The sequence below is a fragment of the Trichocoleus desertorum AS-A10 genome (genome assembly GCF_039962155.1).
Classification (GTDB): Bacteria; Cyanobacteriota; Cyanobacteriia; order FACHB-46; family FACHB-46; genus Trichocoleus.
In genome coordinates this window covers 51,037-76,743 of record NZ_JAMPKN010000020.1, presented here as the reverse complement: position 1 = coordinate 76,743, position 25,707 = coordinate 51,037, and the positions used below count along the sequence as shown (strand labels likewise).

The 25,707-nt window shown below is 49.3% G+C and carries 27 protein-coding genes; 13 read left to right on the top strand and 14 right to left on the bottom strand.

Features of this window, described 5'->3' with window-relative positions:
• Positions 1 to 145 precede the first annotated feature (145 nt).
• Complete coding sequence (locus NDA01_RS21465; protein ID WP_190440841.1) at positions 146 to 490, bottom strand: STAS domain-containing protein; 345 nt, start codon at positions 488 to 490, stop codon at positions 146 to 148.
• Positions 491 to 1,386: 896 nt separating this feature from the next.
• On the opposite strand from NDA01_RS21465, the gene NDA01_RS21460 reads away from it, so the two are divergent.
• Positions 1,387 to 1,581 carry a hypothetical protein gene (locus tag NDA01_RS21460; protein ID WP_190440844.1) on the top strand — a complete coding sequence of 65 codons (195 nt, stop codon included), beginning with the start codon at positions 1,387 to 1,389 and terminating at the stop codon, positions 1,579 to 1,581.
• A gap of 233 nt (positions 1,582 to 1,814) precedes the next feature.
• On the opposite strand, the gene NDA01_RS21455 is transcribed toward NDA01_RS21460, so the two are convergent.
• A complete protein-coding gene (locus NDA01_RS21455) occupies positions 1,815 to 2,219 on the bottom strand; it encodes a hypothetical protein (protein ID WP_190440847.1) in 405 nt (134 codons plus the stop codon).
• 320 nt (positions 2,220 to 2,539) lie between these two features.
• Here NDA01_RS21455 and clpS point away from each other — a divergent pair, with 320 nt between their 5' ends.
• Both clpS and NDA01_RS21445 read left to right on the top strand, forming a co-directional pair.
• Positions 2,540 to 2,821, top strand: a complete 282-nt coding sequence (gene clpS, locus NDA01_RS21450; protein ID WP_190440850.1) for an ATP-dependent Clp protease adapter ClpS — start codon at positions 2,540 to 2,542, stop codon at positions 2,819 to 2,821.
• Positions 2,822 to 2,844: 23 nt separating this feature from the next.
• A complete protein-coding gene (locus NDA01_RS21445; protein ID WP_348229544.1) occupies positions 2,845 to 3,738 on the top strand; it encodes a CPBP family intramembrane glutamic endopeptidase in 894 nt (297 codons plus the stop codon).
• Between the two features lie 55 nt (positions 3,739 to 3,793).
• Here NDA01_RS21445 and NDA01_RS21440 read toward each other — a convergent pair whose 3' ends face one another.
• The 3 genes from NDA01_RS21440 to NDA01_RS21430 form a co-directional block, all read right to left on the bottom strand.
• Positions 3,794 to 4,450 carry a pentapeptide repeat-containing protein gene (locus NDA01_RS21440; RefSeq protein WP_190553406.1) on the bottom strand — a complete coding sequence of 219 codons (657 nt, stop codon included), beginning with the start codon at positions 4,448 to 4,450 and terminating at the stop codon, positions 3,794 to 3,796.
• Positions 4,440 to 5,921, bottom strand: coding sequence for a DICT sensory domain-containing protein (locus NDA01_RS21435; RefSeq protein WP_348229543.1), 1,482 nt, complete (start codon positions 5,919 to 5,921; stop codon positions 4,440 to 4,442). The genes NDA01_RS21440 and NDA01_RS21435 overlap by 11 nt, the downstream gene beginning before the upstream one ends.
• Before the next feature lie 100 nt (positions 5,922 to 6,021).
• Positions 6,022 to 7,596: a photosystem II high light acclimation radical SAM protein gene (locus tag NDA01_RS21430; RefSeq protein WP_348229542.1), complete on the bottom strand. Its 1,575-nt coding sequence runs from the start codon at positions 7,594 to 7,596 to the stop codon at positions 6,022 to 6,024.
• Between the two features lie 519 nt (positions 7,597 to 8,115).
• Between NDA01_RS21430 and NDA01_RS21425 the strand changes: the two genes are divergently transcribed.
• The 3 genes from NDA01_RS21425 (at position 8,116) to NDA01_RS21415 (ending at position 9,469) form a co-directional block, all read left to right on the top strand.
• The gene (locus NDA01_RS21425) at positions 8,116 to 8,466 is read left to right on the top strand and encodes a DUF1830 domain-containing protein (protein ID WP_190440864.1); all 351 of its coding nucleotides are present in this window, start codon (positions 8,116 to 8,118) and stop codon (positions 8,464 to 8,466) included.
• Positions 8,467 to 8,612: 146 nt separating this feature from the next.
• Complete coding sequence (locus tag NDA01_RS21420) at positions 8,613 to 9,050, top strand: DUF4079 domain-containing protein (RefSeq protein ID WP_348229541.1); 438 nt, start codon at positions 8,613 to 8,615, stop codon at positions 9,048 to 9,050.
• Between the two features lie 149 nt (positions 9,051 to 9,199).
• Complete coding sequence (locus NDA01_RS21415; RefSeq protein WP_190440870.1) at positions 9,200 to 9,469, top strand: hypothetical protein; 270 nt, start codon at positions 9,200 to 9,202, stop codon at positions 9,467 to 9,469.
• Between the two features lie 46 nt (positions 9,470 to 9,515).
• Here the strand turns inward: NDA01_RS21415 and NDA01_RS21410 are convergent, their stop codons facing one another.
• Positions 9,516 to 9,806 carry an STAS domain-containing protein gene (locus NDA01_RS21410; RefSeq protein WP_190440873.1) on the bottom strand — a complete coding sequence of 97 codons (291 nt, stop codon included), beginning with the start codon at positions 9,804 to 9,806 and terminating at the stop codon, positions 9,516 to 9,518.
• Between the two features lie 261 nt (positions 9,807 to 10,067).
• Here NDA01_RS21410 and NDA01_RS21405 point away from each other — a divergent pair, with 261 nt between their 5' ends.
• Both NDA01_RS21405 and NDA01_RS21400 read left to right on the top strand, forming a co-directional pair.
• A complete protein-coding gene (locus NDA01_RS21405; protein ID WP_431193484.1) occupies positions 10,068 to 10,688 on the top strand; it encodes a hypothetical protein in 621 nt (206 codons plus the stop codon).
• A gap of 38 nt (positions 10,689 to 10,726) precedes the next feature.
• On the top strand, positions 10,727 to 11,476 hold the full coding sequence (locus tag NDA01_RS21400) for an ABC transporter ATP-binding protein (protein ID WP_190441191.1): 750 nt from the start codon (positions 10,727 to 10,729) through the stop codon (positions 11,474 to 11,476).
• A 53-nt stretch (positions 11,477 to 11,529) separates the two neighbouring features.
• Here the strand turns inward: NDA01_RS21400 and NDA01_RS21395 are convergent, their stop codons facing one another.
• Positions 11,530 to 12,321, bottom strand: a complete 792-nt coding sequence (locus NDA01_RS21395) for a response regulator transcription factor (protein WP_348229540.1) — start codon at positions 12,319 to 12,321, stop codon at positions 11,530 to 11,532.
• Positions 12,322 to 12,711: 390 nt separating this feature from the next.
• Here NDA01_RS21395 and NDA01_RS21390 point away from each other — a divergent pair, with 390 nt between their 5' ends.
• Positions 12,712 to 12,954 carry a DUF6761 family protein gene (locus NDA01_RS21390; RefSeq protein ID WP_190440879.1) on the top strand — a complete coding sequence of 81 codons (243 nt, stop codon included), beginning with the start codon at positions 12,712 to 12,714 and terminating at the stop codon, positions 12,952 to 12,954.
• A 203-nt stretch (positions 12,955 to 13,157) separates the two neighbouring features.
• On the opposite strand, the gene grxD is transcribed toward NDA01_RS21390, so the two are convergent.
• From grxD to NDA01_RS21375, 3 genes are all read right to left on the bottom strand, one after another.
• Complete coding sequence (gene grxD / locus NDA01_RS21385) at positions 13,158 to 13,481, bottom strand: Grx4 family monothiol glutaredoxin (protein ID WP_190440880.1); 324 nt, start codon at positions 13,479 to 13,481, stop codon at positions 13,158 to 13,160.
• 148 nt (positions 13,482 to 13,629) lie between these two features.
• Entirely contained in the window at positions 13,630 to 13,890 is a 261-nt protein-coding gene (locus tag NDA01_RS21380) for a BolA family protein (RefSeq protein WP_190553397.1), read from the bottom strand.
• Positions 13,891 to 14,082: 192 nt separating this feature from the next.
• Positions 14,083 to 14,772 carry a hypothetical protein gene (locus tag NDA01_RS21375; protein WP_242017066.1) on the bottom strand — a complete coding sequence of 230 codons (690 nt, stop codon included), beginning with the start codon at positions 14,770 to 14,772 and terminating at the stop codon, positions 14,083 to 14,085.
• A 352-nt stretch (positions 14,773 to 15,124) separates the two neighbouring features.
• Between NDA01_RS21375 and NDA01_RS21370 the strand changes: the two genes are divergently transcribed.
• Positions 15,125 to 17,239, top strand: coding sequence for a S8 family serine peptidase (locus NDA01_RS21370; protein ID WP_348229539.1), 2,115 nt, complete (start codon positions 15,125 to 15,127; stop codon positions 17,237 to 17,239).
• On the opposite strand, the gene NDA01_RS21365 is transcribed toward NDA01_RS21370, so the two are convergent.
• From NDA01_RS21365 to NDA01_RS21350, 4 genes are all read right to left on the bottom strand, one after another.
• Positions 17,222 to 18,040: a lysophospholipid acyltransferase family protein gene (locus NDA01_RS21365; RefSeq protein WP_431193483.1), complete on the bottom strand. Its 819-nt coding sequence runs from the start codon at positions 18,038 to 18,040 to the stop codon at positions 17,222 to 17,224. The two genes, NDA01_RS21370 and NDA01_RS21365, sit on opposite strands and share 18 nt — an antisense overlap.
• A 131-nt stretch (positions 18,041 to 18,171) precedes the next feature.
• Positions 18,172 to 18,696, bottom strand: a complete 525-nt coding sequence (gene tadA / locus NDA01_RS21360) for a tRNA adenosine(34) deaminase TadA (RefSeq protein WP_348229538.1) — start codon at positions 18,694 to 18,696, stop codon at positions 18,172 to 18,174.
• A 173-nt stretch (positions 18,697 to 18,869) separates the two neighbouring features.
• Complete coding sequence (gene grxC / locus NDA01_RS21355; protein WP_348229537.1) at positions 18,870 to 19,190, bottom strand: glutaredoxin 3; 321 nt, start codon at positions 19,188 to 19,190, stop codon at positions 18,870 to 18,872.
• Between the two features lie 79 nt (positions 19,191 to 19,269).
• Complete coding sequence (locus NDA01_RS21350; protein WP_348229536.1) at positions 19,270 to 19,521, bottom strand: hypothetical protein; 252 nt, start codon at positions 19,519 to 19,521, stop codon at positions 19,270 to 19,272.
• Positions 19,522 to 19,831: 310 nt separating this feature from the next.
• Between NDA01_RS21350 and glpX the strand changes: the two genes are divergently transcribed.
• From glpX to NDA01_RS21335, 3 genes are all read left to right on the top strand, one after another.
• Complete coding sequence (gene glpX / locus NDA01_RS21345; protein ID WP_190440897.1) at positions 19,832 to 20,875, top strand: class II fructose-bisphosphatase; 1,044 nt, start codon at positions 19,832 to 19,834, stop codon at positions 20,873 to 20,875.
• Between the two features lie 341 nt (positions 20,876 to 21,216).
• On the top strand, positions 21,217 to 22,512 hold the full coding sequence (locus NDA01_RS21340; RefSeq protein WP_348229535.1) for a glutamyl-tRNA reductase: 1,296 nt from the start codon (positions 21,217 to 21,219) through the stop codon (positions 22,510 to 22,512).
• A 102-nt stretch (positions 22,513 to 22,614) separates the two neighbouring features.
• The gene (locus NDA01_RS21335; RefSeq protein WP_348229534.1) at positions 22,615 to 25,695 is read left to right on the top strand and encodes a UPF0182 family protein; all 3,081 of its coding nucleotides are present in this window, start codon (positions 22,615 to 22,617) and stop codon (positions 25,693 to 25,695) included.
• Positions 25,696 to 25,707: the final 12 nt, after the last annotated feature.

Sequence of the window (25,707 nt, the reverse complement as noted above, 5' to 3'; positions counted from 1 at the left end):
AGCTCTCTTTTGGTTCCAGCAACTGCGACTGTCTTTCAGTTAGTAGTTCGCCCTACTACTATACTGAAATGTCTTGAGCAACCGTTCGAGCAGCTGTGGAACCTAAGAATTTAGTGGCTGTGGGCAGAGCTAGCAGCCATAGGAGCTAAGCAGTAACGGCGATCGCTGCTTCAAAGGAAGCTCGATCCTCAAAGATTTCAAATACGCGATCGAGCTGAGTCAACTCAAAAATAATCCGGATAGGAGCAGACATACAGCAAAGGCTAAAGCGATGGTTGAAGCGTTGAGCCGAGCTGAGAGCAGACACTAAGGTCATCAGCCCTGTGCTATCTAGAGACTCTACCTTGCTCATGTCAATCAACACGACTTGAGGTTGTCGAGAGGAGACAGCGGTCGTTAGTTGCTGCTGCAACTCAACGGAATTTGAAGCATTGATATGGCCTTGAGGCTGCACCACTGTAACTTGAGGCTGAAGCAGAACAGTTTTCATAACCGCAATCCCGTAAGCACTAAAAATCAAAAAGAACTTTAATACGATGTTTAGACCATAGTCGGTCGCCTTTCCGTTCGCCTACTGTCCTAAGGCTAATTTGCGGAATCTTCATGCGATCGCCCCATATGTTTAAAGTTTTGGGTAAGTGTTATTACGGAATGGTATGACAGACTACTAATTTCCGGTTTTCTGGGCCGATCTGAGATGAATCCTAAAATATTGCTCCTCTAGCTAACGCTTTTTTCAGAGTAGACCTCCTTACAAGCATTTAGAATTTACTCAATTAGATATACAAAAAAATTTTGCCCTGCCCGAGTAGGGAAGTTAAGTAGCAGAAAATCCGATGAGAGCATGCTTAAAATGGAAACTTGTGGAAAAATTCAGCGCGTCTAGGAAGACCACATTCAAAGCTAAACCTTGGAATAGCTAGCCTTTCAGCGTCCGCAGTATGATTCCATTCCTTAATGGCCGCCATAATTAGCTATCCTGAACTAAGGCTTAACTCTAAAAAATAAATCTACGCATCTTCTAGAAAAAATCCTTAGTTTTTATCGTTGTCAATCATCCAATGGCATGATTTTACTGTTCTTTAAGCCAAATCTTTTTCTGGAGTAAAGTTGTTGCCTAGAGTACAGTCATAGATTAAAAGCCGTAGTAGCACTGCTAAAATACTTAAATGTAAATCTGCTAGTTTTAATCTTTCGTTAACCTTATTAAAACTACTTAAAGACATTGTGTTTTGCTCAAATTCAGCCTAGACAAGACTTCCCTTAAAACACGGAAGATTTAGAGCAAAATCGTGACGAGGATCACTTAAAAATACGGTTTGCGATCACCTTTTTACTCACAAGCTCGGTAGAGAATTCTAAGTATGAAGTTCTAGTAATCCTGCCATGCAAGCGACTGCTGTTATTCGACATTTAGTAGAAAAAGCTTTGTATTTCAAAAAGTTGACGCCTGATATTGAGAACGAAATCAACTACGAGCTAACTCGCCGGGGTTACATTTCCGATGTAGACTATGAAGCCCTCGAACTACTGATGGCTGAGATGGATGCAGGCCGAATTCAGTTAGTTGCTAGTCCCTAGCGTTTCTCAATTAGTAGTAGCTAAAGTCAAGTAAATTTTTTATTTGTTAGTTTTGCGATCGCGGCCTTAATTCGCTGAGAAAGCGATTTGTCGAAAAAGCAAAATGATTGTAGTAAGGCTTTGGACTTAAAGGCGCTGTGAATTCGGGGTGCATCTGAATAGCGCTAGAACACCAGACCAAGGACTGTGTACTGGTGAACCGTAAAATCTCTATAAAATCTGATGTAGAATTTTTAGGCTCGAAAGGCTTCTGGAGCCGCAGCCCAAATTTGGTGCATGAAATGCCTGAGCCGTTGATGAGCTACCTGAGCAGTTTCTGGGTAAGCCTCAGTCTCTGAAGCGTAGAGGGTGCTTAGTAGTGGCATGACCTCAGTATCTAAAGCAGGCTGAAACAATAACGCAGGCCAAAGCAGGTCGGGTGCTTGACGTAAATCATAAATGGCTGACTCGCTCGTCTCCCAGATAGGTTGGTAGTGACCAACGGTAGGATAACAAGCAACATCCGTGACAAGGGCTAGAGGCCGAGACCAATACATTTGACGCGATACTATTTGCTGAATTAGCTCAACGTAAAGGCGATCGCGATCGTGTTGCAGATAAAGAATTTGATGTGGCTGAAAATCGTTAGGGCGGTCCATCAACACAGACAACAGAAGAACTACAAGTTCTGCGTTCTCCTATTTTAGAAGTTAGAATCCCATCTTGTAGAAGAGTAATTTCCCTGACAGGGGTCACGAGATTAGGGAATTTAAGTATTATTAAGTAGATCTAGCAATAGACCGCCTGATTGTTTCAGTTAGCAACAGACTCATAAGTTGTGATACTCCAAGCTCCAAGAGAACTTTGCTAACCAACTCCAAGCCTAGCCTACACAAAGTAGTTTAGGTGGCAGGTCAACCATTAGAGCCGCTAAAGCCAATCAGTCTTTATAGTCCGTTTATTAGAAGAGAGGAGAGCAATGTCTGTCGAGACCATTGAACAACGTTCAACGGCCCGTAAGCTTGCACCACGCTACCGGGTTTTACTGCACAACGATGACTACAACTCTATGGAGTATGTGGTGCAGACCTTGATACATACAGTTCCTAGCCTGACTCAGCCACAGGCCGTTAGCATCATGATGGAAGCCCACAGCAATGGCATGGCTCTAGTCATTACCTGTGCCCAAGAGCATGCTGAGTTCTATAGCGAAACTCTCAAAACGCACGGCCTTAGTAGCACAATCGAGCCAGACGAGTAAAAGCCACAAAAGACGTTCCTAACTTGAAGCTCCATCTGGCTCGCCTAGCTCATTATCCTGTCCCAATTCGTCTGGCAGTTTTTGTAGTATCCCTGCTGCTGGTTTGGCTACCCGTAGCAGGACCGATTTATTGGGTAGTGGATGATCAGAACCTCACTAGCATTCTGACTTTGACATTGCTGTACGTCGAGTTTATTTTGCTAGCGCGGTTCTGGGGGCGACGGGTTTACCAAGACACAACCATTCTGCAAAGTTATGGCCTCAAGCTTTCGCGACAAAACGGGCTAGAGCTGCTGGGGGGTTTGGGGATAGGTGTATGCAGCTTGTTAGGGATGTTTTTAGTTGAAGGAGCGCTAGGGTGGCTAAATTGGCGATCGCCCTCTGTGTTCCTGCCTCAAATCATTTTGGAAGGGCTGCTGGTTTCTCTAGGAATTGGGTTTGCAGAAGAATTATTTTTTCGAGGTTGGTTGTTGCATGAGTTGGAGCGAGACTATCGGTCCAATACAGCACTTGGAGTTGCTAGTACCGTATTTGCTCTGGCCCACTTCATCAAACCGATCGCGGAAATTCGCCGCACTTGGATCAACTTTCCCGCTTTAGTGTTGCTCGGTTTAGCTTTGGGTTGGGCTAAGCGAGCAACTCACGCCAAAGTCAGTTTAGATGAATCATTTGGTCGAGTCCGACCCCGTTGCCAAGGTCAGCTAGGGCTACCTATTGGCTTACATGCAGGACTGGTTTGGGGCTACTACTTTATTAATGTTGGGGGGCTAATAGATTACTCTAACCTCGCACCCGCGTGGGTGACAGGGATTGATAGCAATCCTCTGGCTGGAGCAACAGGAATCTTATGCTTGAGCTTGATTGCTCTAGGCATGAATCTAGCGGCTAGAAAACGGCAAGCGAGCGCCAAACGCTAACTTCTAGACTTAAACCCACTCTAGTCCCAGTTCTATTTCCGATAGCCTCAAGGCATTATCGATTCTGAGCCGCAGGTGCCAGGGCATCCAATGCAGTTCCTAATAGGCAAGTGCTCGCCAAATTCACACCATTCAAGTTGGCATCTTTGAGTTCAGCACAGAGTAAGTTAGCCCCGCTCAAGTTAGCTCCTGCCAAATTAGCGCCTTGTAAGTCGGCTTCTTCTAAGTTCGCTTCACTCAGTAAAGCTCCTTGTAAATCGGCTTGACTCAGGTTAGCGCCTTGCAGATTGGCTCCACTCAGGTTAGCGCCTCTCAAATCGGCACTCCGCAAATCCACTCCTTGCAAATTCACTCCCACTAAGTTGGCTCCGCTGAGAAAAGCACCTGTGAAAATGGTTTGAGTCAGCTTAGCTCGCATTAGGTTAGCGCCCCGCAGATTGCTGCCTCGCAAGTCCGCGCCTGTGAGATCGGCCTGCATCAGATTTGCCCCTAGCAGATTAGTCCGCAAATCTGCCCCTACCAATTGCGCCCCAATTAAGTTGGCACCGTCTAAACGCGCTCTTGCTAGCTTAGTGCGGTTAAAGTTGACCCCCACTAAGGACGCACCCGCTAAGTTGATACCGCTTAGATCCAGGTTAGAGAGGTCTTCATCTTCGAGATTGACTCCCGCCAACTGCTTCAACTGCCCAGAGCGAATTGCCTCAATGTCCATGAGTGCCTCCTACAGCTGCCGTCTTGTCAGAATTTTCCGTGTCACTGGAGAAGGAATAGGCTGCTTCTTCTAATCGAGCATCCAGTAACCACATCCCAGAAGTGACGCGATGCGGGGTAAGCGGTAAACTGAGACCTTGCTGTAACCCACACACCATCAAGGCGAGAACCTCTACCAGCTTGGGGTCCCAACGAGTGCCTTGATAAGTTTGGCATTCAGCTGAAACCTGCGATAGGGCTGCTTCTAAATTGAATGCGCGATCGCCCTGAGAGTCACCCTGAACATAAGCCAGTCGCAAATCAGCTACTCGCCGTTGAAAAGCTTCTACCAAGCCTAAAATCCGCGATTCTAGAGGAATTTCATCACCCGCCAAGCCAGCAGGATGACCAGAGCCATTCCACCACTCGGTTTGGTGATTAATAATCGTGGCGATCGCACTGAGACGAGGTAGAGTTCTGAGAACCTGGGCACCCGGCACTAGGGGACAACTCAGCGGACAACTGGGCGCTTCCTCTTGAGCTTGGAGGGCATGTCCTCCAGATAAGCTCTCTGCTTCCTGCATGGGAGCAATGCGGTGCAACATGCCAGCTAAGCGAAGACGGTGCAGTTGCCACGCGGGTAAATCTAGTAGTTGACCCATCATCTCAGCCAAGGCCGCTACCTCAGCTGCTGCCATCGGATTTTTAATATCGGTTAGGTCGCTGAGTTGGGCAATTCGCAGAAATGCCTGTAGCTCATTCGAGATTAGATTGTGGTCTAGAACGTCGGGGTGAAGCTCTTCGGTAAAGGGAAGTTGGCCTAAATCTTGCTGACTGGCTTTGAGGTAATCAACCACCCGTGAGACCACCCCACAAAGATCGTCTGACTCGGCTTGCGTTGCTTCATTGGCGATCGCGGCCATTTGAGCTTGGAGGGTTTTTTGCAGCTCTGGATTGTAAGGAGCAAGATGAGCGATCGCCAACTCCACAGTTTCTTGCACCAAGTTCGGTTCAAAGGTCCAGAAGCCATAAAACTTTCGCTCGCGGTCCTCTGTCGGCAAACCCCCAGGGCCGTAGTCAGCCGCAGATAACTCTTGGCACAACACCATCGCCGTGTAGGTGGGTGAGAGAATGATCAGGTGCCACTCTTGGGCCACTGGGTCTGCTGGCTCTAGACCAACTATTGCTACATTCTCGCGCTGACTAGTGGGGTGTTCCGTAAAGCCGGAGTCAGGAGCAGCCATAATTACGACTTGCCGCGATCGTTCCGCTAGGTCGCCATAGCGATCTGCTTCTTGCAAATACCATTTACCCCGCTGAAAGGCAGTAATTACCAAGGGAGGGCTACTACAGCTAAGAATGCAGTCCTCCAAAGCGTGACACAAAGCAACTAAAGTGTTTTTGTAATAAACCCCAAAGCTAAGAGGGCGCTTTCCTGTCTCACCTGTTTGATGAGCCGCCTCTAGCTTTTGCAGAATAGAACCTTCTAACATGATTGAAATATCACTAGGAATGCGTAGTTCAAGCGTACGGTGGTAAATGCGCCTCAGTCATAAGTAAAACTACTTCTTTAGCGCTCAATTGTTATAGATGTTATGAGGCAGAAGTCGCTAGCTGTTTCTCCATCGGGGCGATCGGAGCTGTCAATGCTTCCTCTAAGTCAGCTCGGCCCAGCTTACTTTCGAGAATGCGCATTACCTCTCGACCAAAATCATTGGGATTTTGCTTCCAAGCTTGCAAACAAACCTCACCAAAGAACGAACCCATTGGTTCCGGATTCCAGAGCAGTTTCTTCGCAGTCCAAGGCATTAAGCTCATCGGGTCGTAACCCGCCTGCAAAATGCCTTTGTCTAGGGCGTACTCTTCTAAATGAGTATGGGGTTGCAAGCCAATAAAGAAGATGGCAGGCTCTACCTTATCTGCGCCGAAGATACTTTCCAATTCCCGGTGATAGGCGATCGTTTGGCGAATCGTGTCCGGACGCTCGTCAATCACGTTAAATGAATAGTTCACAGACACAACATCCTTAAAGCCCGCTGCCTTGAGGTCACGACAGTTTTGCAGTACTGTCCGCAAGTTGTAACCCATCCGCATCTTCCGCACGAGTTCTTGAGAACCGCTGGTGATGCCGATCTCGAAGTAATTCATGCCAGTTTTGACCATGAGGTCACACAACTGCGGATTCAGGTTGTCAGCTCGAATGTATGCAGCCCAGTGAACGTCCTGCATACCCGAATCAACAATTTTTTGCAGCAGCTCGATCGCGTCATCAATGTATTTGCGGGCAGGAATAAACTGAGCATCGGTGAACCAGAAGTTGCGAATGCCGCGATCGTAGAGTTGGCGCATCTCAGCCACCACTTCATCGGCTGGATTCACCCGGACTTGCTTTCCTTCCACCACGGTATAGACGCAGTAGCAACAGTTATGAGGACAGCCCCGCTTGGTTTGTACCCCCACATAGAAGTCACTTTCTTGGAAGTAGTATTCAAATTCAGGCCAGATGCCGCTGATGTAGTCGTAGTCGCAAGCTGTTTTCTGGATTGGCGTGGGCCACTCATGAATCAAGCGATCGCGCGGTTTAGCTTCTCCCACGACATAACAGCGCTCATCTCGAAAGTCTTGACCTCGAAGCAGCTTCTCCAGCAGCGTTTCACCTTCCCCCACAGACACAATCGTACCTGCGGGCAACTTCTTGCCTAGCTGCTCGTAAAAAACACTAACTGCTCCGCCACCCACGACTAGGCGAGCTTCAGGATGATATTTTTGCGCCCGTTTCAAGCCACGCTTAATCAAGCCTAAATTTCGCCAAAGCTCTGTATAGTAGGCACTGGTAACTCGAAATCCTCCCAAAGCTCCTCGCAGCTTCACAAACGGGTTGCGGGCATAGAAAAACTCAAAGGCATATTGCAAAGGATTGCCGCCACGCCCCCCGACAGGAGCATAAATCTGAATGTCTCGCCACGAAAAAACCAGCAACGTGGGTCGAAACTGATCCACACAAGCATCTAAAGCTGAAGCGAAATCTAGGGGTGGCACCGTTCCCAAGTCAAAAATTCGTTGTTCTAAGCTAGGAAACAGCTTGTGCAGGTGATCAGCTAAATAGACAACGCCAAGGGGAAAAATCGGATTACAAGGAAGGCGAACGTAGAGAACTCGATGGTGCATCACAGTGTGGTGTTAAGAATTTTTGAGTCTCACAATCAAGCACAAAAAAGAAATTCCAGATTAAGACGAGTAATCAAGCAAACCAGAACCCAGCTGAGGAGCATGACACAGCCTGAATGTCACTAGCAGTTCTCAAGTTCAAATCCCTGGAGACAAACTCAGCAACATCTGCATGCTTACAGGAATTCTGAAAATTGTTTTATATAACTTTACGATACCATTGGCCTTCCTAGTTAGCATGGTGATTTTTCGCTCTCACCCAAAAAAGTAATGCACCTGGAGCTTGAAGAAGTTTCAATAAAGTAGGCCTGTAGGTTTGTAAAGCTTGTCAGTTCAACAATCCCTCAAAAGCCTTAACCATCAACTCTTTAGGTTGGTTCCGCTCTACCTATTGGTAGAGATATTGATGAAGATCTATAAGGGACAAACTGGATGGTAGTCATGTTTACAGCTACCGGGGATCGGGGGTGATAGTGTTCCGAATATAAATCTACCTACGGCTTTAAGCTCCTCAAAATTATGGCTCAACTCCTTGATCCAGTTCCTTCTGATCAGCCTGATCCTATTTTTTGCTGCTATGTCAATGCCACGAGTCAGATTCAGATCGCACGAATTACCAATGTAGCGAATTGGTACTTTGAGCGGGTTGTGTTTCCCGGCCAGCGCTTGCTGTTTGAAGCCCCACCAGAGGCTCAATTAGAGATTCATACAGGCATGATGGCTAGCGCTATTTTATCGGACAATATCCCCTGTTCCGAGCTGTGGATTGAAGCTGAAGTGTACCCAGGCTTGGACACAGCGAGTGAGCAACGTAAAGAAGAGAAAAATGAAGGGCTCGGCGTCGTAGAACCTCTAGCCGCCACCGCTTGACGCAAATTCATCCTGATGGATAGTTGCAGATAAACAAGCTGAATTAAAGACTTAGGGATTCCGCTCGCAGGAGTCCAACTTAATACATAGGTTAGTTTCCCTGAAATGATGATAATAGGAAGACGAAAGTCATCCTGTAAATAGTTTTGAATCTACCCTCGTTCCTCTGGCTGTGGAGAGCTGCTGCTTGGTCAATGGGCTTCTCGCTCTTGGCCTATGTGCTTTTGGCCATGACTGGCGTCTGGATGTTCCAAGTTCGCTCTAACGGTCAACCTTATCCAAACTGGCTGCGATCGCTGCATTACGTGATTGGCGGCATCCTTGCGTTCCTAGTGCTGTTCTTGCTAGCGATCGGCTTGGTCGGTACCGTGGGACATTACGGCTCTTTGGGGCATTCAACCCATTTGCCTGCTGGCTTAATAGTGGTGGCTCTAGTCGCAATTTCTTTCTGGAGTGCGACCCAAATCAACCCTGAACGTGGTTGGGCGCGACCGCTGCATATAAGCACGAACCTAATTTTGTTCCTAGGGTTTATTTGGGTCTCAGTCACAGGCTGGGACGTAGTACAAAAATATCTACCTTAGATAGAGGTCAGAAGAAAACGACAGTCTTGAGTAGTAGGGCTCAGTAACCATAGCTTCCGTAGAAATCCCCCACTTGGGGGAATGCCATTTACGGAATTTTCAGTAAATATGCTGAATATCAATTAATACTCTGCTTTTAGTTCCGAGCTATGTCTTACCGTCCTGTTTCTCGTGGGTTTGTGGTAATTGATCCAAATGGCATGCCTCTACTAGAAGCATCTCAACAAGGACGCTACGCTCTAGTATTTTTAAGCCAAGCAGATGTCATTCGCTATCGCGAACGAGTAACCGAAGTTCGCCAAGCCACTAAACAGGACTACGCGATCGCTGCGATGCCCATGCATCGGATTCAGCGCTTGCTCAGTCAAGAGAAAGTAGGCTTTTGCGTGATCCAGAACTGGGATGCGATCGCTGCTTGATAGGTTGGCAGCAAATAGCAGCAAGTTGGTGATCGCTCAGGAACCACTACTTCTGTTTGAAGTGCTGCAAAATTCCAGAAAGTTCTAAAATCACTTTGACTTGTGGCTTCACACCTTTTAGAGCAAACTTAGTCCCCTGCTGTCGAGACTTCATCAAACCTTCTAGGATCACCTTTGTCCCTTCCGGATCAAGAAACTGAGTTGCACTCAAATCAAGCACAATACCTTCACCTGCTTGAATTTTTGTTTCCAGGTCTTGAGCTAAAAAGGCAGCAGTACAGCAGTCAATTCGTTTTGGTGCACGGACAATAACAGGAACGCTGGCAGAGTTAGACATAGGGCATCACCTCATAGTTCTGATCTAACTCGGTGAGGCAGCCGAAGCACATCCGTAAAAATCGAATTTGTATTCTACGCTACTAGAATCTACCTCAGTATGATTGCGGCCACTCTATAACAACTCGAATTACATCTGAGCACGGTTTAGGCTTTGCTGCCTTGGGGGGCTAGCAAAATTCAGCTTCGAGCAGCGTAACGAAAAGAGTTAGCCTACAGTTGAGAGAGACTAATTACTTAAGAGCGATCGCGAGATTGAACTGTGTCTTTAGAGCCCCTTCCTGATTTGTCTGTGGTGTCAGAACCTTCTGCAACCCCCATCCAGTCTTTAGAGCTACATAGCTTTGGCATTTCACCCTTGATCCGCCTGACTCTCCTGGGGCTCTACGTTGCTTTAACCCTACCCTTACCTTTTTTGACTCAAGTGACTAGCGCTCCAGTGCCTGCCAGTTGGCTCTGGATTGGCATTACGATTGGCGCGATCGCCCTTTATGCCGCTTTGAGCGAGCGAGTGATATTAGACCAGAATGGGATTCAAGTGACCTACCCCCGCTGGGTCCCTAGATGGTTGCGCCCAGGTTGGGTGCTACCGTGGCATGAAGTTCAAGCTTTGAAGCCACGCTCAACTGGACAAGGAGGCTTGGTCTACTACTTTTTGACTCACTCTGGTAAAGCTTACTTGCTGCCGATGCGCGTCTCTGGGTTTGCCAAGTTAGTGCAGCAGGTGCAACAAAAAACAGGCATTGATACAAGCGATGTGCGGCCCCTCGCTCAACCCTGGATGTACTTGATCTTGTTAGGGTTAACGCTGATGCTGCTAGCAGTCGATAGTTGGACCATTTGGACAGTTTGGACCCAGGGATACCCATCTCCCTTAAACTGAATTGACAGTCTGTGGACGCAAAAATAGCACCTCTGCCAATGGAACAAACTGCACAAATGCGCTTGCAGCAGGTTAATTTAGCCGCTTCGGTTGGAGCCCACTATTTACTGCAAAACATTTCTTTTGAAGTGTTTCAGGGCGATCGCATTGTTTTGGTGGGGCCATCTGGAGCGGGAAAAACCTCGCTACTGCGTCTACTAAATCGGCTGAGTGAGCCCACTCAGGGAGCCATTTACTTAGACAATCAAGAAATTCGGCAAATTCCCGTCATTCAGTTGCGACGGCAAATTGTTTTAGTGCCCCAAGAGTCAAAACTTTTGGGAATGACCGTAGAAGCGGCTCTAACCTATCCCCTGACGCTACAAGAACTTCCTCGCACCACAATTGCCCAGCGTTTGCAGTACTGGCTAGAACAATTACACATTCCCTCCGAGTGGCTAGACCGTACTGAGTTGCAACTCTCAGTGGGTCAGCGGCAATTGGTTGCGATCGCGCGATCGCTAATGCTTCAGCCCAAGATTTTGCTTCTAGACGAACCCACCTCAGCTCTAGATGCAGGGCGAGCCGCACATGTGCTTAAAGTTCTAACCGATTTAGCAGAAAGTGGGCAAACCACTCTCTTAATGGTGAACCATCAACTTGATCTAGCTCAGGAGTTTTGTACCAGAGTCCTCTATTTACAGCAAGGTCAACTTCTCAAAGACTCACCTAGCCCAGCCATAGACTGGATTGACTTACGCAATACCTTGATTCAGGTAGAAACTGAAACTACTCAAGAATGGATGTAGCCTCGACCTAACGCTCTGTCAAAACCACGAATTGACCACGCCAAAATTCCCGCTTAGAAATGGCGACCATCGCTAGTAGCCATGCGGAAAGCAGTTGGGTCAGCAGGGATAGCTCCCTGTCTCGCATGAGAGCGCTCTGCTAATGCCGCAGAGTTAGGCGTCAGAACTTCCAGATTGAATCGATAGCCCACATTTCGAACGGTTTGAATCAAACTGGGTTGGCGGGGATCGGTTTCAATTTTTTTCCGCAAAGATAGAACATGTGTATCCACTGTTCTAGGGTTGTCAATTTCATCAGGCCAAGCCCGACGCAGCAGTTCCGAGCGGCTCAATGGAGCACCCCCCGCCTGAGCTAGGATATACAGCAAACTGAACTCTTGCGGTGTCAGGTCAATGAATTCATCTTGAAAACGAGCTCGGCGCTGCACCAAATCAATGGTGAGATCCCCATACTCTAACTGGAGTGGCGCTACCACTGCTCTGGTACGTCGAGTGAGGGCTTCAACTCTAGCCTGAAACTCTTGCATACCGAAGGGCTTAGTCAGATAATCGTCGGCCCCCGCTTTCAGGCCTTCCACAATATCTACTTCTGTATTACGAGCCGACAACATCAAAATCATTGACTGCTGTTGTTGCTGTAACCAGCGACAGAACTCCAATCCATCTCCACCAGATAGGTCGGAGTCAAGCACAACGAGGGTTGGTTGGCGGCTTTGAAACACCTCTCTCGCTTGGTGGATATCGGCTGATTGATAAACCCAGTACCCTGCCTGCTGCAGATGCCAACCGAGCAGCGATCGCAGGTGCGGATTTCCTTCCACTATTTGAACGCAGACAGCTCCCACAGAGGCGCAGTTTCCTTCGAGTGATTGTCCTCCAACTTAACAGAGCATTTGTCATGGGTTTGTAACCCCTGCTACTCACGTCCTCGTGCGGAACCAACAAATCATCGTATCTGTCCCTGAGGCTATGACTTCTGGCCCATAGGACATCTACAGGTTAAGGGTAGAATAAGAGTATCAACATCCCTAGCTGCTCAGCTCACTTCCACTCATAGAATTCTTAACACTCACTAGGGTTTACCCGTTGAAGGTGGTGAAGCATTACCAACAGCGCTTGTAGTACTGAGTCAATTAGGCCAACTCCCAAGCGAAAGCCCCGCGATCGCCCTAGCCAAATCGGTCTAAATAAACGTCCATACTATTCCCGCCAACTAAGGACCTAACCTAAAGATTATGCTTCAAGACACTCTGACTATCCGCTACTATCAAAAACTCTCTGATGCTCTAGGCGAACTTTGGAATCGGGGGTATCGTTTCGATGACTTGCGCCTTTATGTAGATGGCTATTTAGCAGCGCTTCGACACGCAAATACAATCGAACCCTATCAAATTCATCGTCTAGAAGAAGAAATTACTCGTTATCTCTACGACTCCTCTAACTTTGAAAGCCTAGAGTCTCAGACAGACTACTACTAAACTGTTAGTGCTAAACCAAGTTCTAAACCATTAGTCCGTAACTAGATGGTGGGTTTGGTCGAGCTGTAGGGAAAGTAGGTCTATAGAAGGACAAATTTAATTTTAATTGAGTGAAAAGATTGCACAAAAAAGGGCAGCTTTTAACCTGCCCTACAAATATTTTGTCTCAACCTCAGTGAGTAGCTGATTCAATCACGAAAGTTTTAGGAAGCCAGAGCGACTTCTACCATCTGCTGAAGTTCGCCTTTTTGGTAAAGTTCAATCAAAATATCCGAGCCACCAACAAACTCCCCGTTGATATAGACCTGAGGAATTGTGGGCCAGTTAGAGTATTCCTTAATGCCTTGACGAACTTCGTGATTTTCTAAAATATCAACGGTTTCATAGGGTACGCCCATCGAGTTCAGAATCTGAACTACGTTGTTAGAGAAACCACATTGAGGCATTAGCTTTGAGCCCTTCATAAACACCACAATTTTGTGCTGTTTGAGCAAAGCGCCGATCTGTTCTTGCAATTCTGGAGTCATAGCTGTTCCTAAACAATCTTTGCGATGTCCTCTATAACTAGTGTACTGGTTGGTTTTCTAGGACGACTGCCAACCCTAACCAGAGTTATTAGAGATGCATTGGCGAGCTGGCTGTAGCAAGTTTGCTAAAACGTTCTTGAGCCACTAGTCAAAGAGATTGACCCGAAGTAGCCCAAGTTTGAGGGGTGAATGTTTTCAGAGACAACGCGTGAATGGCTTCCGTAGACATTGCCTCCCGGAGAGCGCTGTAGACTAACTGATGCTGCTGCACCAAGCCTTTTCCTTCAAACTGAGATGAAATGATCGTGGCCTGGTAATGGTCACCACCACCTGTCAGGTCTTGAATTTGAACCTGCGCGTCGGGCAAGGCTGCTCTGATCATCGTTTCAACTTGATCTCGGCTAATCATTCATACTCCTCTGCATGTTCTCAGACTGATCTAGTCTAGCTTTAGCTGGATACTTGACCATTAAGCAAGTTAGAGCAACCCTGGCTAGTTAGGTGCCAAGCATGTGGTAGATGCTGAGCTAGATTGATTTAGGAAAGCCTCAGTTTGTCAGTCCGCTGAGTTAGAAATTCTTCAGGAATCGAATCGCTGTCGTTAACGAGGAGCCGCAGGCGTAGAAGACTGTTGCTCGCCTCCAGCACGCGGGAACTGGGCATCCACAAACCCAAGTTCAAACAGTTGCTGGTAAGCTTTTTTGCCTAAGTCACGAGTTGGCTGTTGACTGCGAATGATCTGTACCAGGAGAGGCACTGCCAATTCAGGTTGATTTTGAGCGCGATGCACTAAAGCCAATTGGTAAGTAGCTTGATCCCTAAGCTGAGCTGCATCTAGAGCTTTACGACGTTGGCTATCAGCTACACGGTTGTCAATACCAGAGAAGCTCGAAGCTAAGTCTTGATAGAAATTGGAAAGCTGGTTGTAAACTTGGCGCGCTTCTTGCAGTTTCTGAGTCGCCAGAGAATAGTTTTGAGCTGAAACAGCATTACTAGCTTCATCCATTAAACGCTGGCCACCGGGAAGGCTCAGCACGCCAGAAGATTGGCTTAAGGGACGTATGTTATTGGGGTCATTGGGGTCAAGCGGTTGAGCCTGGCCACCCGACGGGGGGAGAGAAGGAACCTGAGCCTGAGCAGCCAGCGGACGTAGCAGCGTGAAAGCTACGGCAAGTTGCAGAGAAACTAAGCCTGTCAAGCGAAGGAAGCGAACAGAGCCAGAGGAGATCATGGAGTAACTTTGCGAATTTGCAACAAACAGGACAGATTCAAACTTCGGGTATCTTACCATTGGCGGTCCTCGGTAGGTTTAAGTAACTACCAAAGCCTCTGCCAAGCTAAATGAGCGCCTGTAAAGGTTTCAGTACAGCTCAGCAGAAGTACCACTGTTGAGTACGCATGAGTACGCACCTAACTTTTACTGACTCGCAATTGCTGGAGTTAGCATTAATTTGGCACCCAGTGGATTGGAAAAAATACTCTCAAGTTTGAGTAAAGGAGACTAGGATTTTTGGGCTTGAGTTCCCTAGCCCAGCAGAGGTACGGTTTTGGGGAAAGATGAAATCACCCCTTTGAAGTAAGGAGATATGGCTGAATCTGTGCCCTAATTTTGGTTAGCAAGTGCAGCTCAAGGAGCCAGTCTTATGACCCATGATGCAAACCTACCCAGTGCTTCTAACTCAACTCCAGGTTCGGGAGTGCCTGAGAGTAGTACAGGGATTATTTTGCAGCGCGGGGGCGAAGAGTTGCTGCTAGAGAAGGTGAGCGATCGCTTCACGGTTCATCCCTCGTCGCCAGAGGCGGTGCAGCACTTAGCGCAGCAAATTCCCGCCGAGCTACATCGGAACGTGCCTCCTGCTCAGTCAGCCGAATTTATTGTTGACCCATCCCAGCGGGACCAGGTGATGCAAACGGTGCGATCGAGCAGTGGCGTGGACTTTGCCAGTCATGTGTATCGAGTCAAAAATAACCCTGGTTCGCTGATTTACCTGACAGATAAACTCACAATTCAATTTGCGGCTCAGGTTGATCTAGCAACTAGGAACGCGGTCGCCACAGAACTAGGTTTGCAAGAAGTGCAGCCTGTTGTGGGAATCCCCAATACGTTTGTGTTTCAAGTCACCGCTAAAGCCGCAGCCAATCCAGTCAAGATCGCCAATCAGCTAACTCGGCGATCGGAGGTATTGATGGCTGAACCAAATATTGTCGTCAGAACCCAAGCGCACTACCGCCCCAGCGACCCCCTATATCCAAAACAGTGGTACCTCAACCACAATGGCGGCCCTGACTTGGCCGCAGGTTCCCATATTTCGGCTGAAAAGGCTTGGGACATCACTAGAGGGAGCCGTTCGATTGTGGTGGCAGTAGTAGATGATTCCTTTGATCTAGACCATCCTGACTTTCAGGGTCAAGGCAAGATTGTAGCCCCTAGAGATTTGAGAGACCAAGACTTTCTACCGCTCCCGGACGATACAGAAGCTAGCCACGGCACTGCTTGTGCAGGCGTAGCTGTAGCAGAGGAAACGGGTAGTGGCATTGTGGGGGTGGCTCCTGGATGCGCCTTAATGCCCATCCGCACCACAGGCTTTTTAGACGATGAAACGATCGAACAAATCTTTGACTGGGCTGTAGTCAATGGTGCAGCGGTAATTTCTTGCAGCTGGGGGCCAAGTGCTGTTTACTTTCCGTTGTCCCTGCGGCAGAGCGCTGCCCTCACTAGAGCTGCTAAAGATGGCCGCAATGGCAAAGGTTGTGTAATTGTCTTTGCTTCTGGCAACGCCAATCGTCCGGTCAATGGCGCGATCAACGAACAAGGCTGGCCCAACAACGTGCTACGCGGACCCACGACTTGGCTGACTGGATTTGCCGTTCATCCCGATGTGATAGCGGTTTCAGCCTCTACCAGCTTGAATAAGAAAGCTGCCTATAGTAACTGGGGCACCAATATCTCAGTTTGTGCACCGAGCAATAACGCTCCGCCCGGAATGTGGTTGCAAGAAACCGGGTTTGTCAGCACACCTCCAGAAGTTCGGGTGTTTCTACCAGGACAAAGCGTTTTCACAGCTGATCAACTCGGAGCCGCAGGCTATGACCCCGGAGACTTTACCGGAGATTTTGGTGGTACTTCCAGCGCTTGCCCCACCGTGGCAGGCGTAGCAGCTTTAGTTCTCTCGGCTAATCCCGACTTAACGGCTCAAGAAGTGCGTCAGATTTTGCAACAAACCGCAGACAAAATTGTTGACCCTGACCCCGAGCCGCAATTTGGGTTTCGCAAAGGCACCTACGAAGCAAATGGCCGTTCGGAATGGTTCGGTTTTGGTAAAGTGAATGCGTTTAAAGCAGTTCAAGCAGCTCAGCGGCAAATGGCTGCACCTCTAAGTAGCTCTCAGCAAGTTCAAGGGCGCAACGATAGCAGCGTGGCAATCCCGGATAACGATTTCAATGGCATCAAAAGCGCAATTCAAATCAACGACCCCAGCTTAGTGCGGGATATTCAAGTCACCGTCAATCTAGAGCACAGTTTCTTGGGTGATCTGGAAATTAGCGTGATTGCACCTAAAGGCCAAACAGTGTTGTTGCAAGGCCGCACGCTGGGTCGCCGGACGCAGTTGCAAGCCAGCTATTCTCTGCAAAATTCACCCCTACTGCGTAAATTGCTGAATCAGTCTGCCGCCGGACGCTGGCAACTGTGGGTTATCGATCGCGCCGCAATGGATACAGGCACACTCAAAAACTGGCAATTAACCCTCGGTATTTGATTCCGCTGGCGCGATCGCGGGCCAAGGATGAGCCGCCAACAAATTGCTGGTGAGCTCTTGCAACGATAACTCTAGGTCAGCTGTCAAGCGCTTAGCACTCACTTTAGGTTGTTCTAAATCATAATTGGCAGCTTTTAGCGGTTCGCCAATGCGAATTGCCACCTGAGAACGCCATCCGGGCACAGCCTGGCTGTAGTGCAAACTAATTGGTACGATTTTGACTCCAAGCCCCGGTTGATTTGCTTCCGCCTGTAGAGCTAAGCGGGCCAATCCAGGCTTTAGAGAATGCACCTGGCGATCGCGAAAAATCCCACCCTCCGGAAAAATCACCAAAGATTCGCGATTTTCTAGCAACTCCACCCCATGCCGTAGACTCGCGATCGCCGGACGCTTTGGGTCAATCGGAAACCCGCCTAAGCGCCGGATAAACCACCCTTGCAGTCCCTTTACCTCATCCGCCGACACCATGAATCTTAAATCGTGCCCCGTGATGTCCCGACCTGCTGCATAAGGCACTAGCAACGCATCCCAACGCGAACGATGAGTCGGCGCTAGAATCACTGGCCCATCCGTCGGCAAATTCTCCTGACCGCTGACCTCAATCCGCCCAAAGTAAGCAGGCAAAACCACATGACGACCCAGCGGATAGACCAAAGGCATGAGCCACGGAGAAAAGCGAGAAATACCCGTTGCAGGTTTCTTGGGTGGAGAGGAACTTGCGTGAGTGGTTATCTCCATGTCCTGTTTTGGTGCTGGAGGAGTATCGCTAGAGTCACGGCCAAAAGAGTTAAGCGAAATCATGGAGTCGAACGAGATCATAGTGACAGCGGGAGACAATAAACGCAAGAATCAAGCCGGATAATGCCTGCTTGAACCTAACGTAAAGGCTTTTATTTGAGTTGTCTTCTGCCACAAGGACACTTCCGTCGCTGTCATGAGGTAGAAGCCGAGTTAGGTGAGTGCCGCGATCGCCGCCGTTCAGCAAACCAATCCTGTAACTGCGTCCTACAAGGCGTTTCCAGAATCCCACCTAAAACCTTCAGTGGGTGAAACGAACAAGCACTATCTGGTAAATTCATTACCGTTCGCACCGCACCAGTTTTCGGGTCGTCCGCCCCGTACACCAACAACCCTAACCGCGCCTGCACAATCGCCCCCGCACACATCGGGCAAGGCTCAAGCGTCACATAAAGCGTGCATTCATTCAAACGCCAATTTTGTAACACCTGCCCCGCCGCCCGCAAAGCCAAAACCTCCGCATGAGCCGTTGGGTCGCGATCGCGCTCCCGCCGATTTTCTCCTTCAGCGATCGCCTCCCCCTTTGGCCCTACAATCACCGCCCCCACAGGAATTTCTCCCGCAGCCCCCGCAGCTTCAGCCAGCTCCAGCGATCGAGCCATCCAGCGATGGTGCACTAGGTATTTGGGGTGAGAAAGAACAGGAGGGGGGAGTTGCAAGGATGAAGGATGAAAGGGAAGGAAGTCAAAAGTCAGAAGCTAGGAGATTGAGGCAATAAAAACAAAAGGCTCGAAACGCCTAAAGATCAACTCGTTTGGAGGGGGTCTGGGGGACGCAACCGTCCCTCAGCGGGGGTTTGGGGGCGAGTGCCCCCAAGCTCGGATTTAAGCTATCAAACTTCAACAGCAGACTGCATCAAAAGCGAGTCTAGTTGTCCCTGACGATCCAAGGCATACAGATCATCACAGCCGCCCACATGCTCATTATTGATAAAAATCTGCGGCACCGTCCGGCGACCATTCGCCCGCTCCCCCATCTTGACCCTAGCCGCTCCATCGCCATCAATCTTGTACTCAGTAAACTTCACCCCTTTCCACTGCAACAGCACCTTCGCCCGAATGCAGTAAGGACAAGTTTGCCAAGTATAAATCTCCACATGAGCCTTCACCTGCTCAGGGTGACGACCAAAAAACCGATTGAGAAATTCGAGCATGTTTTCTCAGAATTGCACTGCTATCTTAAGCATACTATTCGCACCCTCAGCCAAATAGAACCAATCCATCGCTCCAACCTCAATGCAGCGGGAGCGGAAAAACTACTAAAAGACTAAAACCCGCGATCGCCAGCCCCAGAGAAACCGCCGTTAATTTCACACGATTCTGCCAGTCTGGTATCCCTGGCGATCGCTCTCCATCCATTCTTTGCGGCTTACTCCCAGACCAAGGCACCAGCCACAACAACAGACTCCCCAGCGTCATCAAACTACCCAAAATCGCCAAACTGCCACCGACCCAAGCCACCAGGAACCAAGCCATTTGATTCATCGTGATGCTCCGAACTTAAAAAACTTCCCAGCGATCGCCAGATAGAGATAAAGCCAGCTCTAGCCCACCGCCTCAAAAACAGCTGAATCACGCTTGGAGCCAAGCGCCTGTCTCCACTGTAGCCTTGCTCAATCTGGGTTTCTGGGAGCAATTTGTGACGAATTCCTTAAGTTCTGACACACCCAAACTGCCACTCTTGCTGCTCAACCCAAAATCTTTCTGTCAAGGGTATACCCGCACTTTGGTAGGATTGAGAACTGAAATTGCCAGTTAAAACGACGCAAAATCAGCCGTTTGGAGGAAACACCTCGTGGAAAACACGCTCGGTCTTGAGATTATTGAAGTAGTAGAGCAGGCTGCGATCGCCTCTGCTCGCTGGATGGGCAAGGGCGAAAAGAACATCGCTGACCAAGTTGCTGTAGAAGCAATGCGGGAACGGATGAACAAAATTTACATGCGAGGCCGTATCGTGATCGGGGAAGGGGAGCGCGATGACGCCCCCATGCTCTACATCGGGGAAGAAGTGGGAATTTGCACCCGCGAGGATGCTAAAGAATACTGCAACCCAGACGAGCTGCTCGAAATTGACATTGCGGTTGACCCGTGCGAAGGCACCAACCTCGTCGCCTATGGTCAAAACGGCTCTATGGCCGTGCTGGCTATTTCTGAAAAAGGTGGTTTGTTCGCAGCGCCCGACTTCTACATGAAGAAGTTGGCAGCTCCGGCGGCAGCCAAGGGCAAAGTGGATATTCGCAAGTCTGCGACCGAAAACCTCAAGATTCTATCCGAGTGCTTAAACCGCTCTGTGGAAGAACTAGTGGTTGTCGTCATGGATCGTCCTCGTCACAAGGAATTGATCCAAGAAATCCGCCAAGCTGGAGCTAGAGTTCGCCTGATCAGCGACGGTGACGTGTCTGCCGCCATTTGTTGTGCTTTCGCTGGCACCAACATCCACGCTCTGATGGGCGTTGGCGCCGCTCCTGAAGGTGTGATCTCCGCTGCTGCAATGCGTTGCTTGGGTGGCCACTTCCAAGGCCAACTAATCTACGATCCCGCAGATGTCAACACTCCCGAAAGCAGTAACTGGAACCGGGAAGCCAACATCGCTCGTTTGAAAGAAATGGGCGTGGACGACCCCGATCGCATCTACAACGACGATGAGCTAGCGTCTGGTGAAACCGTCCTGTTCGCCGCTTGCGGTATCACCCCTGGCACTTTGATGGAAGGCGTGCGCTTCTTTAGCGGTGGCGCTCGGACTCAATCTCTGGTCATTTCCAACCAGTCCAAAACGGCTCGCTTTGTAGATACCATTCACCTGCTTGATGGACAAAGCAAATCCCTGCAATTGCGTTAATTTGCAGTTTCTCAATTGCTAACGGCAGGATTTCAGACAGGGGTATGGCAATGCTATGCCCCTGCTGAACTTTAAGCCTGAAACAGCATTAACCCCAGAGAAGTGCCACACTAAAGGTAGAAGCGATCGCTGACGTAGATCGCTTTTTCATGCCTATCACTTTGGGTCTCCAGCTAGATGAACTTTTCCTAACTTGCCTGTTTTGGGTACTCCTTTAGTTTTAATTTAGATTTCTAAAGATCCATTGATTGAGACTGCTAGACGCCTGCTGGTTATCAAAAACGTTTTTTACATCAATCGCTCCGTCTGGCTTGAAAGACGACAACTCTTAGGGAGGGAAGATGAATATTGCCGTTGTGGGCCTGAGCCACAAGACAGCCCCCGTTGAAGTGCGCGAAAAGCTTAGTATTCCAGAACATCAGCATGAAGCGGCGATCGCTCACTTGCAGAGCTACAGCCACATTGAGGAAGCTGCCATCCTCAGTACCTGTAATCGCCTCGAAATTTACATTGTCACTACCGAATCTGAGCACGGCGTGCGGGAAGTGACACAATTCTTATCTGAGCACAGCAAGTTACCCATTCCGGCGCTACGACCTCACCTATTTGTGCTGTTACACCAAGATGCAGTCATGCACTTGATGCGGGTGGCTGCGGGTCTGGATAGCTTGGTGCTGGGCGAAGGGCAAATTTTGGCGCAGGTGAAGCACACTCACAAACTGGGTCAGCAATATAAAGGCGTAGGCCGCATTCTCAATCAACTTTTCAAGCAAGCGATTTCGGCAGGAAAGCGGGTTCGCACAGAAACCAGCATTGGTACGGGGGCTGTTTCAATTAGTTCAGCTGCGGTGGAACTGGCTCAAATTAAGGTGCCAAATTTGGCCGCTTGTCGAGTTGCCATTATTGGGGCAGGCAAGATGGCGCGCCTGCTAGTGCAGCACTTGATTTCCAAGGGAGCGGTGCAAATTTGTATTCTCAATCGTTCTTTGGAGCGGGCCGAGGAACTAGCCAGCCAATTTACAGAGGCACAACTCAAGCTCTGCTTGCTGTCTGAGCTGTCGGAAGTGCTGACCTGTTCGGATTTGGTGTTTACCAGCACCGCTTCAACTCAACCGATTTTGGATCGCGCCAAGCTAGAAAACTGCTTGGAACCAGCTCAACCGCTGATGCTGATCGACATTTCCGTGCCCCGGAACGTCGATGCCGATGTCAACGACTTGGAATGTGTTCAGGTATTCAACGTCGATGACTTGAAAGCCGTAGTGGCGCAAAACCAAGAAAGCCGTCGGCAGATGGCAATGGAGGCGGAAGCCCTGCTAGAAGATGAGCTAGATGCCTTTGATGTTTGGTGGCGATCGCTAGAAACTGTCACGACCATTAGCTGCTTGCGGGAAAAAATTGAAACCATTCGCGAGCAAGAACTGGAAAAGGCCTTGTCACGTTTGGGTTCTGAGTTTGCCGAGAAGCACCAGGAAATTATTGAGGCGTTGACTAGAGGGATTGTAAACAAGATTTTACATGACCCGATGGTGCAACTCCGGGCGCAGCAGGATATTGAGGCGCGGCGGCGAGCGATGCAGTCGCTGGAGATGCTGTTTAACCTCAATCCAGAAGCGCGATCGGGTGAGGCAATTTAGCATCCGAACCTTGGGGGCACTCGCCCCCAAACCCCGCTGAGGGACGGCTGCGTCCCTCAGATCCCCTCCAGAAGTGGGGTTATTTTTTTGGGGTGAAGGCTGATGTGTAAGAACTGGTTCCGCACAGTTTCTCAGGTTGTTGTCTTCCTGGTTGGATTGTGGTTGGCATTTGATTTGCTAGCTCGTTTAGGGGGAGAGGTGCTTTGGTTTCAGGAATTGGGCTATTCACCCGCGTTTTTGCTGCGGGTCTGGACTAAAGCCTGTCTCTGGACGATCGCCTGCTTGGTAACGATTGGGTTTTGGTTTGGTAATTTTGCGATCGCCCAACGCTTGCAGTACCAGAAGCCGCAAGAGCAAGATCTAAGCCCCAAGGAAATTTTGTTGGGGAATCGGGTGGCTCGGCCTCGCGGCTTAGGGGTGACTAAGTTGCTGCCGTTGGCAGTGGGGTTAAACCTGTTAGTGGGCGTGATGTTGCTTTACTACGCTCAGGTGGCAGGACGCTATTGGCATCCTCCTAGCTGGCTGGGCAAGGCTTTTTCTAGCTTTTCCAACGCATCACTGCCGTCCCCCCAGCGCTTAGAACCAGAAATCATATGGCAAATCTTGGTGCAATTGCCGACTCACCTGTCGCAGGCGGCAGTGTTGGGTGGGCTTGTGCTGGGGCTAACAATTGCCCCTCGGTTTTGGTTGCGAGCGATCGCGGTGGTTTTAGCAGTGGGGTTTGGGCTCACACTGGATGGCCACTGGGCACAGGTTTTGCAGTACTTCTATCCCACGTCATTTAACAGTACTGATCCGCTTTTTGGTCGCGATATTAGTTTTTATGTCTTCACTCTGCCAGTCCAGCAACTCCTAGCCTTTTGGCTGACAGGCTTAACGCTGTATGCCTTAGTGTCAGTAACGCTGTGGTATCTCCTATCAGGAGAAAGCTTGAGTGAGGGCAACTTTCCAGGATTCTCGGCTCCGCAAGTTCGCCACTTACAGGGCTTGAGCACTAGCCTGATGCTCGCGATCGCTTTTAGTCACTGGCTCAGTCGTTACGAGTTGCTGTACTCCTCTAGAGGCGTGGTCTATGGCGCTAGCTACACGGATGTAACGGTACAGTTGCCGATTAACACTGGCTTGAGCTTTTTGGCCTTAGCGATCGCGGTTTTTCTGCTTTGGCGAACGATTGTCGGCTCGAAGCGAGCTAGCCAACCCGCTCCTTGGCTGTATGGGTTGGGTTTGTACGTCGCGGTTGTGGCGATCGCGGGCATCGCCTTCCCAGAGGCAGTGCATCGTTTTGCCGTACAGCCTAACGAGCTAGCACGGGAACGTCCCTATATTGAGCGCAGCATTGCCCTAACCCGTCAAGCTTTTGACCTGCAAGCCATTGATGCTCAAACCTTTTCCCCCACTGGAGAACTGACCCGCACTGACCTGCAAAACAACCAACTCACCCTCCGCAACATTCGGCTTTGGGACACGCGCCCGCTCCTACAAACCAATCGGCAGTTACAACAAATCCGGTTGTATTATCGGTTTCCAGATGCGGATGTCGATCGCTACACGCTTTTGAAGGATGAAGGCGGAAGAACGTTCGCGAAGCGTTCCGAAGGAAGGGATGATATTGCTTCTTCTCTCCTCACTCCTAACTCCACCCTGCAGGAACGCATTCAGCGATCACCCCTCACTACCGAAAAGCAACAGGTTCTCATTTCGGCGCGGGAGTTAGATTACAGTGCGGTGCCGCAACAAGCTAAAACTTGGGTGAACGAGCACTTGGTCTATACGCACGGCTATGGATTTACGCTTAGCCCAGTGAATCGGGTGGGGCCAGGGGGTCTGCCAGATTATTTTGTTAAAGATATTGGGGTCAACCCAGCCGATGATAATGCTAGCTCTTTGACGACCTCCAGCGCTGGAATTAGAGCCAGTATTCCTATTGGCCAACCTCGGCTCTACTACGGGGAGATTGCTAATACCTATGTCATGACTGGGACGCGAGTCAAGGAGTTGGACTATCCCAGTGGAAACGACAACGTTTACAACACCTACGGGGGGCGCGGTGGTGTCTTCCTGAATTCTCAATGGCGACGGTTGCTATTTGCCAAGTACTTAAATGATTGGCAGATGGTCTTAACTCGCAACTTTACGCCCCAAACCAAGGTGCTGTTCCGTCGCAACATTAACCAGCGGATTCGGGCGATCGCTCCTTTTCTGCGTTATGACAGTGAGCCTTATTTGATTACGGCTGACACCAACCCAGATGCTACTGCTGGCAATGATTCAGCCGACCAAAATTATCTTTATTGGATGGTCGATGCCTATACGACGAGCGATCGCTATCCTTACTCAGACCCTGGCAACCATCCGTTTAACTACATTCGCAACTCGGTCAAGGTGGTGGTCGATGCTTACAATGGCTCGGTTGATTTTTATGTCGCTGATCTCACAGATCCGATTATTCAAACTTGGGCCAGAATCTTTCCAGGATTATTCAAACCGATCAGTGATATGCCCGCCGCCCTTCGCAGCCACGTCCGCTATCCGGTCGATTTTTTCAATGTGCAATCAGAGCGGCTGTTGACCTATCACATGACCGATCCGCAGGTATTTTATAACCGGGAAGACCAATGGCAGGTTCCGGTGGAAATATATGGCAGTAAACCGCAGTTAGTGGAACCCTATTACCTGATTACTAGCCTGCCTGGGAGCGACACAGAAGAATTCATTTTGTTGCTGCCCTTTACGCCGCGACAGCGCAATAATTTGATTGCTTGGTTGGCAGCGCGATCGGACGGAGAAAACTATGGCAAGCTGTTACTCTACGAGTTTCCTAAACAGCAATTGGTCTACGGGCCAGAGCAAATTGAAGCGCGGATTAACCAAGACCCGATTATTTCTCAGCAAATTTCCTTATGGAATCGGCAAGGTTCACGGGCGATTCAGGGCAATCTGTTAGTGATTCCGATCGAACAGTCATTGTTGTATGTTGAGCCTCTATATCTGGAAGCTGAGCAAAACAGCTTGCCTACTTTAGTCCGAGTCATTGTGGCTTACGAAAACCGTATCGTCATGGCAGAAACGTTTGACCAAGCTCTAGCAGCTGTGTTTGAAGCTAAAGCACCCACTGCCCCAGTGGTGCGTCCCGTAGCCGCTCCCACACCTCCCACTCCATCGCCTGTTCCCCCAACGCCCTGAACCGTATTAGGA

What these genes read in the sequence shown, in the direction of transcription:
- NDA01_RS21425 (WP_190440864.1), top strand. Translation starts at nt 8,116, where the DNA reads ATGGCTCAACTCCTTGATCCAGTTCCTTCTGATCAGCCTGATCCTATT.
- NDA01_RS21350 (WP_348229536.1), bottom strand. Translation starts at nt 19,521, where the DNA reads ATGAATCAAATGGCTTGGTTCCTGGTGGCTTGGGTCGGTGGCAGTTTG.
- NDA01_RS21380 (WP_190553397.1), bottom strand. Translation starts at nt 13,890, where the DNA reads ATGATTAGCCGAGATCAAGTTGAAACGATGATCAGAGCAGCCTTGCCC.
- NDA01_RS21370 (WP_348229539.1), top strand. Translation starts at nt 15,125, where the DNA reads ATGACCCATGATGCAAACCTACCCAGTGCTTCTAACTCAACTCCAGGT.
- grxC (WP_348229537.1), bottom strand. Translation starts at nt 19,190, where the DNA reads ATGCTCGAATTTCTCAATCGGTTTTTTGGTCGTCACCCTGAGCAGGTG.
- NDA01_RS21455 (WP_190440847.1), bottom strand. Translation starts at nt 2,219, where the DNA reads ATGGACCGCCCTAACGATTTTCAGCCACATCAAATTCTTTATCTGCAA.
- NDA01_RS21410 (WP_190440873.1), bottom strand. Translation starts at nt 9,806, where the DNA reads ATGTCTAACTCTGCCAGCGTTCCTGTTATTGTCCGTGCACCAAAACGA.
- grxD (WP_190440880.1), bottom strand. Translation starts at nt 13,481, where the DNA reads ATGACTCCAGAATTGCAAGAACAGATCGGCGCTTTGCTCAAACAGCAC.
- NDA01_RS21365 (WP_431193483.1), bottom strand. Translation starts at nt 18,040, where the DNA reads ATGATTTCGCTTAACTCTTTTGGCCGTGACTCTAGCGATACTCCTCCA.
- NDA01_RS21430 (WP_348229542.1), bottom strand. Translation starts at nt 7,596, where the DNA reads ATGCACCATCGAGTTCTCTACGTTCGCCTTCCTTGTAATCCGATTTTT.
- NDA01_RS21400 (WP_190441191.1), top strand. Translation starts at nt 10,727, where the DNA reads ATGGAACAAACTGCACAAATGCGCTTGCAGCAGGTTAATTTAGCCGCT.
- NDA01_RS21415 (WP_190440870.1), top strand. Translation starts at nt 9,200, where the DNA reads ATGTCTTACCGTCCTGTTTCTCGTGGGTTTGTGGTAATTGATCCAAAT.
- clpS (WP_190440850.1), top strand. Translation starts at nt 2,540, where the DNA reads ATGTCTGTCGAGACCATTGAACAACGTTCAACGGCCCGTAAGCTTGCA.
- NDA01_RS21440 (WP_190553406.1), bottom strand. Translation starts at nt 4,450, where the DNA reads ATGGACATTGAGGCAATTCGCTCTGGGCAGTTGAAGCAGTTGGCGGGA.
- NDA01_RS21465 (WP_190440841.1), bottom strand. Translation starts at nt 490, where the DNA reads ATGAAAACTGTTCTGCTTCAGCCTCAAGTTACAGTGGTGCAGCCTCAA.
- NDA01_RS21335 (WP_348229534.1), top strand. Translation starts at nt 22,615, where the DNA reads ATGTGTAAGAACTGGTTCCGCACAGTTTCTCAGGTTGTTGTCTTCCTG.
- NDA01_RS21460 (WP_190440844.1), top strand. Translation starts at nt 1,387, where the DNA reads ATGCAAGCGACTGCTGTTATTCGACATTTAGTAGAAAAAGCTTTGTAT.
- NDA01_RS21390 (WP_190440879.1), top strand. Translation starts at nt 12,712, where the DNA reads ATGCTTCAAGACACTCTGACTATCCGCTACTATCAAAAACTCTCTGAT.
- NDA01_RS21340 (WP_348229535.1), top strand. Translation starts at nt 21,217, where the DNA reads ATGAATATTGCCGTTGTGGGCCTGAGCCACAAGACAGCCCCCGTTGAA.
- NDA01_RS21435 (WP_348229543.1), bottom strand. Translation starts at nt 5,921, where the DNA reads ATGTTAGAAGGTTCTATTCTGCAAAAGCTAGAGGCGGCTCATCAAACA.
- NDA01_RS21375 (WP_242017066.1), bottom strand. Translation starts at nt 14,772, where the DNA reads ATGGTAAGATACCCGAAGTTTGAATCTGTCCTGTTTGTTGCAAATTCG.